We start from the raw sequence: 13,496 nt of genomic DNA, 5'->3' as shown, positions 1-13,496 counted from the left end.
AATTGGTGTTTTTATTTCTGGAGAGGAATATGCAGCATTTAACAAGTTACATTATGGGCAAATGGGTACAAGGTGAGGGCGAAGGGCGAAAAATTCACCATGCGCTAACGAATGAAACTTTATATACAGTGACGACAGAAGGGTTGCCGCTAGCAGAAAGCTTGCAGTATGGCCGCCAAGTAGGAGGCGAAATATTGTCGGCGATGACATTCCAGCAACGTGGGCAGATGCTCAAGGCACTCGCAAAATACCTACTGGAACATAAAGCCCAGTTATATGCGATTTCGGCACAAACTGGTGCAACTAAAGCGGATAGCTGGGTGGATATCGAAGGGGGAATTGCCACACTGTTTTCTTATTCGGGGCTCGCTAACCGTGAGCTACCGGATGACACTATTTGGCCAGAAGATGAAATGATCCCGTTATCAAAGCAAGGGCAATTTATTGGCCATCATATTTTAACGTCTCGTCGTGGCGTTGCTCTGCACATTAATGCATTTAACTTCCCTTGTTGGGGAATGTTAGAAAAATTGGCACCCACATGGCTTGCTGGCATGCCAGCCATCATCAAACCCGCAACCGCCTCAGCACAGTTAACACAGGCGATGGTGAAGCTAATGGTTGATAGCGGTTTAGTGCCTGATGGCGCAATACAACTGGTTTGCGGTGGTGTTGGCGATATGTTTGAACACCTTGATTTTGAAGATGTTGTGACTTTTACGGGGTCGGCGAGTACAGGGCAAAAGCTGAAATCGCATCCACGTATTACGGCTAAATCAGTCCCTTTCACTATGGAAGCGGACTCGTTGAACTGTGCAATTTTAGGTGATGACGTCCAGCCAGATCAGCCTGAATTTGCTTTATTTATTAAAGAAGTCACTCGAGAAATGACCGCGAAAGCGGGCCAAAAATGTACTGCGATCCGTCGTATTATTGTTCCGAAAAAGCAGCTCGAAAATGTGAAGCAGGCATTATTGAAACGCTTATCCGCTACAACAGTGGGTGACCCTGCGGTTGAAGGGGTCAGAATGGGGGCATTGATTAACTTAGAGCAGCGCCAAGACGTACAAGAGAAAGTGAATTATTTATGTGATCATGGCTGTGATGTCCTATGTGGTGGGCAATTTGAAAAGTTGGAAGTTATTGGGGGAGATAGCCAACATGGAGCGTTCTATCCGCCAACGTTGTTGTATTGTGCAGAGCCTTTTAAATCTACAGCGGTGCATGAAATTGAAGCTTTTGGTCCCGTTGCCACATTAATGAGCTATGACAATATCGAACAGGCGGTGCAGTTAGCGATTTTAGGTGGAGGAAGCCTTGCGGGGACGTTAGTCACTGCTGACGCACAAGTCGCACAAGCGGTCATTCGTGCCGGTGCGCGGGCACATGGGAGAATGTTGATTTTAAATGAAGCATCAGCCGCGGAGTCCACAGGCCATGGTTCACCGCTTCCGTTACTGGTACACGGCGGTCCAGGCCGAGCAGGTGGTGGCGAAGAGCTCGGCGGGTTGAGAGCAGTCAAACACTATATGCAGCGTACGGCTATTCAAGGTAGCCCTTCTATGCTAACGGCAATTACTAAGCAATGGATCCGCGGTGCAGATACCATCGCTGATGTGGTTCATCCATTCCGCAAACATTTTGAAGACTTAGCAATTGGCGACACGTTACTGACCGCAAGGCGTACCGTTACAGAAGCAGATATTGCTAATTTTGCCTGTCTCAGCGGTGATAATTTTTATGTTCACGTTGATAAAATTGGTGCGGCACAGTCGTTATTTGGTGAACGAATTGCGCACGGCTATTTTGTCGTTTCAGCCGCAGCGGGGCTATTTGTTGATGCAGGGGTTGGGCCCGTGATCGCCAATTATGGTATGGAAAGTTTGCGTTTTATTGAACCTGTGAAAATCGGTGACACCATACAAGTTCGCCTAACGTGCAAGAAAAAGATCAAAAAAACGCAAAAACTCGCTGAAGATAAGCCAAATGGCGTTGTTGAATGGGACGTGCAAGTGTTTAATCAGGATGACACCGTTGTGGCGTTGTACAGTATTTTAACGCTGGTGGAGCGTCGTGTTGGTGATTTTCATTAATCATTATACGGAGTGAATTAATTATTGAGCTAATAGGTGCTTTTTCAATCATTTTCTGTTGTGATGAGTGACCAGCAACAGAATGTAGGGAAACAAAGATGAAAACGCACCACCAAGCGGTTTATCAACAATTTGACCAGCAAGCCAATTCGTATTTAACCAGCCAAGTTCATGCACAAGGTGAAGACCTACTTGTTTTGCAACAATTGCTACAAGGTTGTCAGGATGAAGACGTGCTTGACCTTGGCTGTGGTGCAGGGCATGTCAGCTTTCATGCAGCACCGTTAGTGAAGTCAGTGACGGCTTATGATTTGTCCGACTCAATGCTCAATGTTGTGGCTAACAATGCACAAGAACGTGAATTAAATAATATCACAACCTGCAAAGGTACTGCGGAGTCTCTACCGTTTGGTGATCATTGTTTTGACCGAGTGATTAGCCGTTACTCAGCACACCATTGGCACGATGTGGAACAAGCGCTACGTGAGGTGCGCCGAGTGCTCAAACCGGGTGGAAAAGGCATCTTTATTGATGTGGTATCACCGGGACATCCATTATTGGATATTTACTTACAAACGGTCGAAGTGCTTCGGGATACCTCACACATTCGTGATTATTCTGCTGGAGAATGGTCTGGTATGTTTAATAGTGCGGGGCTATTTGTTCGTCGGGTGCAAAGTTTCCGTTTAGCATTGGAATTTACCAGTTGGGTTGAACGAATGCGGACACCACAGCCATTCGTCGAGGCTATCCGCCACTACCAAGGAACATTAAGTGATGAGGTAAAAAGCCACTTTGCAGTACAAGCCGATGGCTCATTTACCTCAGATGTGATGTTGTTTGAATTTCAGTGCCAATAACTATTTATTGCGCTAAAAATTGTTGTGATAAAAATTATTGTGCTAAAAACTGCGCTTGGTTTAATTGGCTAAGCGCGTTATTTACTGCAAAAATCGCACCGCGAACATCAGGAATACCAAAGGATTTTAATCGTGCACTGTGCTTGGTGAGATAAGCTTGTGCATCAGTTTCTGAAGCAAACAGATACACACCACCTGCCATTTGCGTTTGTGGGTTTTCAGTCCAAATCTTCCAAATAAAGCCCGGCTCTTGGTTAATTGATTCCGCCAAATCATTCATTGCGGATATCATTTCATCACCCCATGGCCCCTGATACGGAAAATCAACTTGTAAAATAACGCTCATATCTGCTCCTTATGATTGAGGCGCTATAGTAACCCTTAAAGTAAATAATAACTTTGCTATTCATCGTATTTCAAACGACTTATTGCTTCAAACTATTACGTTTACCTGCCTCAAATGCAGCTAGAGTCGCTAACCGAGCTTGTTTATGGTCAACAATGGGTTCTGGGTAATTAAGCGCTGTGTTGCTGGTTACAGCCCATTCATGTGGTGTATGAATATATTTGTCGGGCACTTGCTGCAATTCGGGCAGCCAGTGGCGAATAAAAGCCCCTTGTGCGTCAAACTTCTTCCCTTGAGTGGTTGGGTTAAAGATACGAAACCAAGGAGAGGCATCAACGCCTGTTGAGGCTGACCACTGCCAACCGCCGTTGTTCGCGGCTAAGCTGCCATCAAGCAGTTGGCTCATAAAGTATTTTTCACCTTTGCGCCAATCAATCAGTAAGTCTTTGACTAAAAAACTGGCCACAATCATTCGTAGACGGTTATGCATCCAGCCCGTTGTATTCAGTTGGCGCATAGCCGCGTCCACAATAGGATAACCCGTTTGTCCTGTTTTCCATGCTGCAAAATCGGTCGAAGAATCATTCCAGTGAATATGTTGTGTCCATTCAATAAATGGTTGGTGGCGGCTTAGGCGTGGAAATGCGACTAAAAGATGTGAATAAAATTCACGCCAGACTAACTCATTTAACCACGTGAACGCCCCACTATCAGGGTGATCTAACACTTGGGGGTTCTCTGCTTGTAATCGGTTGAAGCATTGGCGAGGGGATAGCACCCCCACCGCGAGATAAGGTGATAATTGGCTGGTACCATCAATAGAGGGAATATCTCTATCATTTTGATAATCGCCGACTTTCAGGGAACAAAACTGCCTGAGTCGCGTTAAAGCCGATTTTTCACCGGCAGGAAATTGCTGGGAGTCTTCAATTGGCTGATGTGGAAATAACGGTGAAGCCCTATCAATGTTGATAGGGGCAGCTCGTTTTTCTGGGGCTCGTAGTGAACGGCAATCTGTCACGGTAAGTTGGGTGAGGAAGGCTCGGCGAAAGGGAGTATAAACTTGATACATCTCCCCTTTTTGAGTCGTCACGGAGCCGGGTGGTAGTAATAAATAGTCATCGAAAGCATGGATATGCAACCCATGAGGTTGATTGATTAACCACTCGTCTCGTTGTTTTTCGTTCCACTCATATTGCCGATTAAAAAACAAGGCATCCGCTTGCTGTGTCTTTGCGTAATCGAGTACCCATTGTGCTGCGTCGGCAAAATTAGCCACAGTTTGACAAACCAGTGGAATACCAAGCTCAGCGAGTGAATTTTGCAGTTCAGCAAGGTTTTGGTGAATGAATGAGATTTGTCGCTCAGCCATATCATGTTGTTGCCACTGCTTAGGGGTTGCAGTAAAAAGGGCAATGACTTTCGCATCTGGGTCTGCACAGGCGGAGGAAAGCGCTTTGTTATCGGTGACCCGTAGATCATGACGAAACCAGATAAGATGACAAACGTGTTTGGCTGCCATTACCTCCCCCCTTGGTTGATGTTTTGTTGGAATCAAAACAATAGGTTTTGAAAATAAACTAGGAAAATCAATTTATTGATTTTCGGCTGATAACACAAAGCGGGAAAAACCACGTGTTTATCCCGCTTTGTCAACAACCTGAAAGGGCCGGTAAACGGCCCTTTCATATTTAATCTAATTTAGGATGCTGATTGATTAAGGATTGGCGTTTTTTCTCAAGCTCAGCAATTTGTTGGTCAATATCTTCAACTTTTTGCTCAATATTGTCAAAGTGCTCGCTAAGAATTTCTTTTGCCTCGGCTTTATCTGATGCTGCTGGTGTTGCACCACGTAATGGTTTATTGGCCGTTTCTGGCATTCTGATACCTGTATATAAGCCAATTAAAGCAATTACGATTAAGTAATACGCTGGCATGTATAAGTCAGTAGTTGATTCGACCAACCATGCTGCAACAGTCGGTGTCGCACCGGCAATTAATACTGAAATATTAAAGGCAATAGCTAACGCACTGTAACGAATATGAGTTGGGAAAATCGCGGGTAAAATGGAAGCCATAACCCCTGTAAAACAGTTCAACAGCACCGCTAAAATCAATAAACCCAGGAAAATTAAGCCAACAGAACCACTGTTGATTAACATAAACGCAGGGTATGCCAATAAAATCAGCCCTACGCTACCGGTAATGACAAATGGGCGACGACCAATTTTATCACTGGTTAAACCGATAATCGGTTGAACAAATAACATACCAATCATAATTGCAATAATAATTAGCACACCATGGTCAGTAGAGTAATTCAGGTTGTGTGATAAGTAACTTGGCATGTAGGTCAGCAACATATAGTAAGTCACGTTGGTTGCGATAACCAAGCCAACACAAATCATCAAGCTTTTCCAATACTTAGTCGCCACTTCACGTACTGAGATTTTTGGTGGATTTTGAATATTGGCTTTATCTTGTTTTTCTAACGATTCAACATGTTGTTGGAACGCAGGAGTTTCTTCCAGTGAATGACGTAGATATAACCCAATGATCCCTAACGGTAACGCTAAGAAGAACGGAATTCTCCAGCCCCAATCATGGAAGTTAGCTTCCCCAACGATACTGGAAATTAGTACTACGACACCCGCACCTAAGACAAAACCGGCGATAGAGCCAAAGTCTAACCAACTTCCCATAAAGCCACGTTTACGGTCTGGTGAGTATTCAGCAACAAAGATTGCAGCACCGGAATATTCACCACCTACCGAGAAACCTTGAGCTAACTTAGCAATTAATAACAGAATGGGGGCCCAGATACCGATGCTCTCATAAGATGGAATCAAACCAATACAGAAGGTACTGACTGCCATGATGATAATCGTCATCGAAAGGACTTTTTGACGGCCGTATTTGTCACCTAAGATACCAAAAACGACGCCGCCTAATGGCCTAACTAAGAAAGGCACGGAGAAAGTGGCTAATGCGGCAATCATCTGTACGCTCGGTGATGCGTCCGGAAAGAAAACCTGACCTAGAACATAGGCTAAGAAACCGTATACCCCAAAATCAAACCATTCCATCGCATTACCCAGCGAAGCCGCGGTAATTGCTTTTTTGAGTTTACCGTCATCAATAATAGTAATATCACTAATATTTAACGGTTTTTCTTTTTTCTTCTTGAATCTCATGAAACCATCCTCTTATTTTAATTTCAATAACCGAAACAACAGCATTTAAGATGTGGGTTTTCATACATCGGTAAAATATAAAACCTTATTATTTAGAATAGACGTTGTTTACGTAATAGATAAGTTTTTAGTGTTTTTATGTAGAGCTGAAATAACAGGCTAAAATAGGTACGTAATGGGTAGAATAATGAGAGCGTTTGTCTTTTGAATACAGCAAAAAAGCCACCTTGAGTTAAAAAATACAGTACTAATACTACATTAATATCGAACAAATGTAAAATATAGGTGTTTTATACTAATTCATATGCCTTAGTAGGATTTTGTGTTAGTAATATAATGATTGAACTGAATAATTGAAAAAATAGAGGCTCAGGAAAGGATAGTGTAAAATAAATTGTTTAAAATCAATTTAATACATTTTGATAGGTGAGTTTTAGCCTGTCATAAATATATAAGGTTAGCAATTTAATATGGTCGAAATAATGGTATTGTTGCGATGAAGAATATATGAAGATAACCCCATCCTTTTACGATGCTCTTGTTTTGCTTAACCTATTAATAACTCGTCTATTTATTTATCTTGTTGCTATCCTCTTCTTTTGATAATAACGGTGGATTATGCTGTTCTATTTTATATTTAATTTGATGAGTAGGAATGAGGAATTTACTTAGTTACAATCAATCTATTGTCGATATTGGGTTTGATATAAGCGAGTATGACAAAATTCTATTTTGAATGTTGTTATGCATCTAAAAATACCCTTCATATTTTGTACTGCAAGATATCAAGGGTATCACATCCGACTTAAAAGAGTGCCATTATGAAAAAACAGAGTGTTGCATCCTATATTGCAAAAGTACTTGATAATGCAGGTGTTAAACGTATTTGGGGCGTTACAGGAGACTCGTTAAATGGCTTAACCGACAGCTTACGTCATCAAGGCGCTATTGAGTGGCTAGGAACTCGTCATGAGGAAGTGGCTGCCTTTGCTGCGGGTTCAGAAGCTCAGCTAACCGGTAATTTAGCCGTATGTGCAGGCTCTTGCGGGCCAGGAAATATGCATCTTATTAATGGGTTGTATGATTGCCACCGTAATCGCGTACCCGTATTGGCGATTGCTGCTCATATTCCATCCAGCGAAATTGGTAGTAATTATTTCCAAGAAACTCACCCAACTGAATTATTCCGTGAATGCAGCCATTACTGTGAAATGGTCTCTAACCCAGAGCAAATTCCACAGGTCCTTGGCATCGCTATGCGTAAAGCAATTTTGAATAAAGGGGTATCAGTGGTCGTAATACCGGGGGATATTGCGCTAAAAGATGCACCAGAATCAGCGAAAGAAACATGGTATCAGCCACAAGCGCCACTTATTATGCCTCAGCGGAGTGAAATCGAAAAACTCGCCGAATTGCTGAATCAATCTAAGAATATCACGTTATTCTGTGGAAATGGCTGCGCAGGCGCTCACGATGAAGTGGTTAAGCTAGCAGAAACACTAAAAGCACCGGTAGTACATGCGTTACGTGGTAAAGAACATATTGAATGGAATAATCCATACAGTGTTGGAATGACAGGCTTGATAGGTTTTTCATCGGGTTACCACGCGATGATGAACGCAGATACGGTTGTTTTGTTAGGAACACAATTTCCATACCGTCCTTTCTATCCAAGCGAAGCTAAAATTATTCAGGTTGATATTAATGCAGGTAGTTTGGGTTCTCATTGCCATATAGATATGGGTCTGATTGGTGATATCAAAGCAACATTAGATGCATTACAGCCACATTTAGAGGCTAAACAGGATACAAAACACCTTGATGGCGCTTTAAAACATTATGCAGAGGCTAGAAAAGGGTTAGATGACCTCGCTAAACCGGGTCATGAAGGATTAATACATCCACAGTATCTTGCAACAAAAATTAGTGAATTAGCCGCCGATGACGCGATTTTCACTTGTGACGTGGGAACCCCGACAGTATGGGCCGCGCGTTATTTGAAAATGAACGGTAAGCGCCGTTTAATTGGCTCCTTTAACCATGGATCAATGGCGAACGCGATGCCACAGGCTATCGGTGCACAAGCCGTTGATAAAAAACGCCAAGTGGTTGCAATGTGCGGTGATGGCGGTTTCAGTATGCTAATGGGGGATTTTATCTCTCTTTCCCAAATGCAATTGCCAGTAAAAATCATCATTCATAACAATGGCGTACTTGGTTTTGTGGCCATGGAAATGAAAGTGGCAGGTTTCTTGACTGCGGGAACAGATTTACAGAACCCTAACTTTGCAGCGATTGCGAGTGCCGCGGGTATCAAAGGCATTCGTGTTGAAAAAAGTGAAGATCTAGACGGTGCATTAAAAGAAGCTTTTGCCCATAATGGGCCAGTGGTGGTTGATGTCTTGACTGCCAAACAAGAGCTGTCTATGCCGCCAGAAATCGCAGCACAAGAAGCAAAAGGCTTTAGCCTATATATGTTAAAAGCGATTATGAGTGGTCGCGGTGATGAAGTCGTTCAATTAGTGAAAACAAACTGGCTACGTTAAGTCATTATTGTGAATAGCGGGAAAGCCCAATTCAGATGGATTGGGCTTTTTTATTTATCAATATCCTGCGGCTGACTGACTACGCCACAAATGGGCGGCAACCAGTGCGCGCCATGGGGAGAATTGCTCCAACCATTTTTCCGTTTCTTTGGCGGTAGGCTGTTCTGATTTCGCGAGCAATGTTTGCAGATTACGTCTTACCGCTACATCCCCATGTAATGAGCCATCTAAGTAATTGAATCCTCGTAGTAAAGCATAGCTCACAGTCCAAGGGCCAATACCTTTGATTTGTAATAATTGCTCAGTTATTTGATTCGCATTGGAGTGAGTAACCTGCTGTGATAAATCAATTTGTTGATTTTCGATGGCTTCACAAAGGGCTCTGAGGGCGACAATCTTACCTTTTGAAAAGCCTGTTTTGCGCAGGGTTTCGTCATCAACTAACTTGATTTGTGGAGTGTCGGGGAAACACCAAATACCTGAAGTGTGCTGAATTCCCACAGCTTGAATAAAGCGCCGACGAATGGCGATAGCCGCATGAACACTAATTTGTTGGCCTATAATAGCCCAAACTAACGCTTCAAATGCGCTGGCAGATTGATAAATCCTTAATCCTCTTTGCTTTCCAATGAGCTGACCAAGTACTGGAGTTTCAAGGTAGTGTTTTTCGAACTCATCAATATTCTGTTTTAAGCCGAGTACATGCTGTGCCAGCGTTAATAGGTCTGGTTCATTGATAATGACAGATGGGGAGTCAATTGCTAATGAAATCGTTGCGTGTTGCTTTTGAAGCTCCAATGTCATTTTTGTTGCATGTTGTTGCCATATTATGCCCTTGTGTAATGTGTTTTTTTCCACTATTTCCGCGACATTGTGTTGATCTCTCAGATGAAAGGCAAAAAAATCACCATAAAGGTAATTGGTAGGGAGAGTTAGCTGTGCGGTAAATATTTGCATAATGATGGCCTTGTCAGATTTTTCTTTATTCACAATATTATTGTGAATTAGCGCATTTAGTTACTCATTTTTTACAGAGCAGATATGTTATCTTGTACAGAGCTATTTATTTTGTACTGATATTATTTATCCATTTAATAAGGAAGTGTAAATGAAAACTGAGGGTCACAGTTCATCTCATGGCACTTCGGTACCATCATCACAACCAAGGCAAGAATTAACAGGCATTGGTGGATGGCTTATTTTACCCATGTTAGGGATAGTTTTGTCTTTGATTATTTTGCCTTTTTCTATTTATGAGCAAAATGTTCAAGTGATTGAGTATTGGATTGAATTAACAGACCCACAATCAAGCTCATTTATTCCATTATTTAAAGAGCTCATCTACTTTGAGGTTTTAGGTAACGTTATTTTATACGCGACCTTGCTTTTTCTAAGTTATGTCTTTTTTACAAAGAAAAAACTCACAATTAAAATTTATATTTTTTTCCAGATCTTTTCGTTAGTTTTGACGGTTACGGATATCATACTCGCAAGTATTTTATTGGATTTAGAAGTTGAATCCTCGGATATCAAAGATATTTTTCGGGCACTAATTGCTTGTGCAATTTGGATACCGTATTTTTTAGTTTCAAGGCGAGTTAAAAATACCTTTGTAAATTAACAAATAAAATTTTGTGATTTTTTATTGGGTAGGTAAATGATGATTAAATGCAAACGAGTTTATGACCCTGTTGACGATAACGATGGCTACCGTGTGCTTATTGATAGACTGTGGCCAAGAGGAATAAAAAAAACAGATTTACAACACGACTCTTGGAATAAAGACGTTGCACCTTCTAATGAACTGCGTAAATGGTTTCATCAGAACACAGATCAGTTTGCACAGTTTATCGAACGATATCAGCAGGAACTTAATAACACAACGGCTTGGCAGGCGTTGGTTTCTCAGGCAAAACAAGGTGATTTAACACTGTTATACAGTGCTAAAAATACAGAATATAATCAAGCAATTGTACTCAAAGCATTTCTTGAAGATAAAATGCAAAGTAAAAGTAAATAAAGGTTATCGGAATGGATATTCAGCAATCAACCACACAAACAGAGCCAGCAATAATATCATCGGTGGCTCAACCAACGGTTAAAAAGCCGTTACAGGGGATTAGTGGCTGGTTAATTTTACCAATTATCGGACTGTTTTATATGCTGTACAAAACAGTCATGATGTTATTGCAAGAAATTTCACAAGTTCAAACCGCATGGCCATTGGCAACTCAAGCGGATTCTGATTTTTATATTCCAGGTTTTGCGACAGGTTTCTATCTCTTGCAACTAGGTTATGGTGTTTTGATTGCACTGTTTCTTTGGACATTTATCGCCGCAGTTAAATGGAAAAAACAAGCGAAGTGGCTATTTATCATCACTATGGTGTTATTTACTTTAATGGTATTGGTTGCCCGTTTTGTATTCCCATATATATTTGGATTGGAAATTAATCACTCAAATATTATTACAGCCATAAATGGCAGCTTCTATTGTGTGTTATGGATCCCCTACTTTTTAGTTTCACATCGCGTCAAAAATACGTTTATCCATTAAAGTATCTGGCCACTCCATATTAGTAGTGGCCTAACATACGGTTATTTATCAGAAAGATTTAGAGTGTGGGTTATATTGCAGTTTGCAATAAACGCGTCATCGTGGGAAACCAGTAATAGTGTTCCTTGGTAGTCCTGCAATAGCGCTTCAAGTAGTTGTTTTGAATCTAAGTCTAAATGATTATCGGGCTCGTCGAGTAATAAAATAGCGGGTGGACTCGGGCTATGTGTGAGTGCCAATAGCGTTGCTTTTAGCTGCTCACCACCACTGAGCTGCTGTAGTGGTAACAATGACTTATCTCCTCGTATCCGCAACATGCCTAATTGCGTGCGCCACTGTTCTACAGTAAATACAGGTTGGTATTGATAAAGCGCTTCAGCGACAGGCAATGTTTTATCGAGTAAATTGAGGTGTTGATCTAAATAGCAAAACTCACCGCTTAGGCGGTACTCTCCTGAAGATGATGGCAACAGGCCTGCAAGCACTTTAAGTAGCGTTGATTTACCGCAACCATTAACTCCTTGAATATGCCAGTGCTCTCCACTGTATACAGTGAATGAGAGTGGTGACGAATAACCGTAAAGCAAACGCAAGTCAGAAGCAAAAATTGTGACTTTATTTCCTTCATTTTGATAGTTAATCGTCATTTTTTGCGGCTTGATATGGCGAGCTCTTTCTTGGTTTTCCTGTTGCTGGTTTTGTAGATTATCCATCACTCGTTGGTGCCGCTCTGCGACATTTGATTGCTTTTTCTCCGCACGATTTTTCTGCATATCAAGCAGCAGTAAGGATTGCGACCCACCATAGCGAATTTTTTCACCTTGTTTTTTGCGTTGAGCGGCTTTTTGTAATGTGGCTTGCTGTTGTTTTTTCTCTTGGTGAATGCGTTTTTCTAAGCGTTCACCTTGTGCGTCAATTGCAGCGATTTCCAAGTTTTTTTGGGTATCGTATAACGTATAATTTCCCCCATATTCATGTAAGCCTTTTTCCGTTAACTCAAAAATGGTATCCATTTCTTCTAATAGGGTTCTGTTGTGAGAAATAATGAGACAACCAGCTCGATGCTCAGTAAGCTTTTGATTGAGCCATTGCCGACTTTGTGTATCTAAATGGTTATCTGGTTCATCAAGTAGCAAAAAGTGGTTTTGATGAAGAAATGCACGACAAAGGGCTAGGCGAGTACGTTCCCCCCCACTTAAATGGGCAATGGGGGCTTCCATTGAGATAGCGAGTCCTGATGAATCCAATAAACTTTGCCATTGGGAAGGTAAATGCCATTTATCTTCCGTTAGTTCAAAATCTGCCAAAGAACCATTCCCTGCCTCAATGCGTGAAAATGCGTGATAAAGTTCATTCATGCCTAAGGCATCGACGAGTGTTTCGCCAGTTAGTCGCGTTAATTGCTCGACATAGATAAAGGGAAGGTTCCAATGTACATTCCCTTGCGTAGGGGATAATTGGTCAGCAAGAATACGCATCAAGACAGATTTTCCTTTGCCATTATGACCAATTAGGGCATTTTTTTGGCATGACAGCGTCCCGCTTAACGGAGGAAAAAGGGCGGTTTGGTTAAATTCAATATTGAGCTGTGAAAAGTGACAAGCAATCGTCATATGCACCTCCAAAATAATGAGGACAGACAACGTCGTTGACTTATCAAGAAGCGTCGATGAAAGCGGTTGCCTGCCAGGAACAGAAAAATGAATACCAAAAGGGTATTGGAAAATATTTTCTGGCAGTGCTTAGTTCATCGTGAGGCGTACCTGCGAAGTTGGGTGAGCGATAAATTCGCACACATTATAAACAGGTTAAATTGATTTATGCAACTTATCGTGATTGGGTTTTTTCTGAAAGTCGTGCTAACGATTTAATAATAGAAAAAACCAGTCAATAATAGCGAC

At 41.7% G+C, this 13,496-nt stretch carries 10 protein-coding genes and 1 pseudogene; 6 read left to right on the top strand and 5 right to left on the bottom strand.

From position 1 onward, the window contains the following. Positions 1–29: 29 nt before the first annotated feature. A complete protein-coding gene (paaZ, locus tag PSE72_RS11625) occupies positions 30–2,093 on the top strand; it encodes a phenylacetic acid degradation bifunctional protein PaaZ (RefSeq protein ID WP_198641936.1) in 2,064 nt (687 codons plus the stop codon). Positions 2,094–2,182: 89 nt separating this feature from the next. Then, a pseudogene (locus PSE72_RS11620) lies at positions 2,183–2,953 on the top strand (class I SAM-dependent methyltransferase); the annotation flags it as partial. A gap of 34 nt (positions 2,954–2,987) precedes the next feature. Here the strand turns inward: PSE72_RS11620 and PSE72_RS11615 are convergent. The 3 genes from PSE72_RS11615 to proP form a co-directional block, all read right to left on the bottom strand. After that, a complete protein-coding gene (locus PSE72_RS11615) occupies positions 2,988–3,299 on the bottom strand; it encodes a monooxygenase (protein ID WP_115166374.1) in 312 nt (103 codons plus the stop codon). Between the two features lie 79 nt (positions 3,300–3,378). After that, positions 3,379–4,821: a deoxyribodipyrimidine photo-lyase gene (gene phrB / locus PSE72_RS11610; RefSeq protein WP_217007858.1), complete on the bottom strand. Its 1,443-nt coding sequence runs from the start codon at positions 4,819–4,821 to the stop codon at positions 3,379–3,381. Between the two features lie 169 nt (positions 4,822–4,990). After that, positions 4,991–6,493: a glycine betaine/L-proline transporter ProP gene (proP, locus tag PSE72_RS11605; protein WP_004262894.1), complete on the bottom strand. Its 1,503-nt coding sequence runs from the start codon at positions 6,491–6,493 to the stop codon at positions 4,991–4,993. 821 nt (positions 6,494–7,314) lie between these two features. On the opposite strand from proP, the gene poxB reads away from it, so the two are divergent. Further along, the gene (poxB, locus tag PSE72_RS11600; protein ID WP_115166375.1) at positions 7,315–9,039 is read left to right on the top strand and encodes a ubiquinone-dependent pyruvate dehydrogenase; all 1,725 of its coding nucleotides are present in this window, start codon (positions 7,315–7,317) and stop codon (positions 9,037–9,039) included. A 57-nt stretch (positions 9,040–9,096) separates the two neighbouring features. Here poxB and PSE72_RS11595 read toward each other — a convergent pair whose 3' ends face one another. Further along, a complete protein-coding gene (locus tag PSE72_RS11595) occupies positions 9,097–9,996 on the bottom strand; it encodes a DNA-3-methyladenine glycosylase family protein (RefSeq protein WP_115166376.1) in 900 nt (299 codons plus the stop codon). A 151-nt stretch (positions 9,997–10,147) separates the two neighbouring features. On the opposite strand from PSE72_RS11595, the gene PSE72_RS11590 reads away from it, so the two are divergent. From PSE72_RS11590 to PSE72_RS11580, 3 genes are read left to right on the top strand one after another with little or no spacing between them, the layout of a single operon-like run. Further along, on the top strand, positions 10,148–10,660 hold the full coding sequence (locus tag PSE72_RS11590) for a DUF2569 domain-containing protein (RefSeq protein ID WP_004266137.1): 513 nt from the start codon (positions 10,148–10,150) through the stop codon (positions 10,658–10,660). A gap of 39 nt (positions 10,661–10,699) precedes the next feature. Next, positions 10,700–11,059: a DUF488 domain-containing protein gene (locus tag PSE72_RS11585; RefSeq protein WP_115168235.1), complete on the top strand. Its 360-nt coding sequence runs from the start codon at positions 10,700–10,702 to the stop codon at positions 11,057–11,059. 11 nt (positions 11,060–11,070) lie between these two features. Next, entirely contained in the window at positions 11,071–11,595 is a 525-nt protein-coding gene (locus PSE72_RS11580; RefSeq protein WP_198641933.1) for a DUF2569 family protein, read from the top strand. 41 nt (positions 11,596–11,636) lie between these two features. On the opposite strand, the gene PSE72_RS11575 is transcribed toward PSE72_RS11580, so the two are convergent. After that, positions 11,637–13,208, bottom strand: a complete 1,572-nt coding sequence (locus tag PSE72_RS11575) for an ATP-binding cassette domain-containing protein (RefSeq protein ID WP_117162931.1) — start codon at positions 13,206–13,208, stop codon at positions 11,637–11,639. Positions 13,209–13,496 lie beyond the last annotated feature (288 nt).

Source organism: Providencia sp. PROV116 (genome assembly GCF_028482485.1).
Classification (GTDB): Bacteria; Pseudomonadota; Gammaproteobacteria; order Enterobacterales; family Enterobacteriaceae; genus Providencia; species Providencia rettgeri.
Note: the sequence above shows the minus strand (reverse complement) of the source record. Positions and strands in the feature narration are given on the sequence as shown.

Coding starts and splice junctions, on each gene's coding strand:
- PSE72_RS11615 (WP_115166374.1), bottom strand. CDS start 3,299: ATGAGCGTTATTTTACAAGTTGATTTTCCGTATCAGGGGCCATGGGGT.
- PSE72_RS11575 (WP_117162931.1), bottom strand. CDS start 13,208: ATGACGATTGCTTGTCACTTTTCACAGCTCAATATTGAATTTAACCAA.
- phrB (WP_217007858.1), bottom strand. CDS start 4,821: ATGGCAGCCAAACACGTTTGTCATCTTATCTGGTTTCGTCATGATCTA.
- paaZ (WP_198641936.1), top strand. CDS start 30: ATGCAGCATTTAACAAGTTACATTATGGGCAAATGGGTACAAGGTGAG.
- PSE72_RS11595 (WP_115166376.1), bottom strand. CDS start 9,996: ATGCAAATATTTACCGCACAGCTAACTCTCCCTACCAATTACCTTTAT.
- PSE72_RS11580 (WP_198641933.1), top strand. CDS start 11,071: ATGGATATTCAGCAATCAACCACACAAACAGAGCCAGCAATAATATCA.
- poxB (WP_115166375.1), top strand. CDS start 7,315: ATGAAAAAACAGAGTGTTGCATCCTATATTGCAAAAGTACTTGATAAT.
- PSE72_RS11585 (WP_115168235.1), top strand. CDS start 10,700: ATGATTAAATGCAAACGAGTTTATGACCCTGTTGACGATAACGATGGC.
- PSE72_RS11590 (WP_004266137.1), top strand. CDS start 10,148: ATGAAAACTGAGGGTCACAGTTCATCTCATGGCACTTCGGTACCATCA.
- proP (WP_004262894.1), bottom strand. CDS start 6,493: ATGAGATTCAAGAAGAAAAAAGAAAAACCGTTAAATATTAGTGATATT.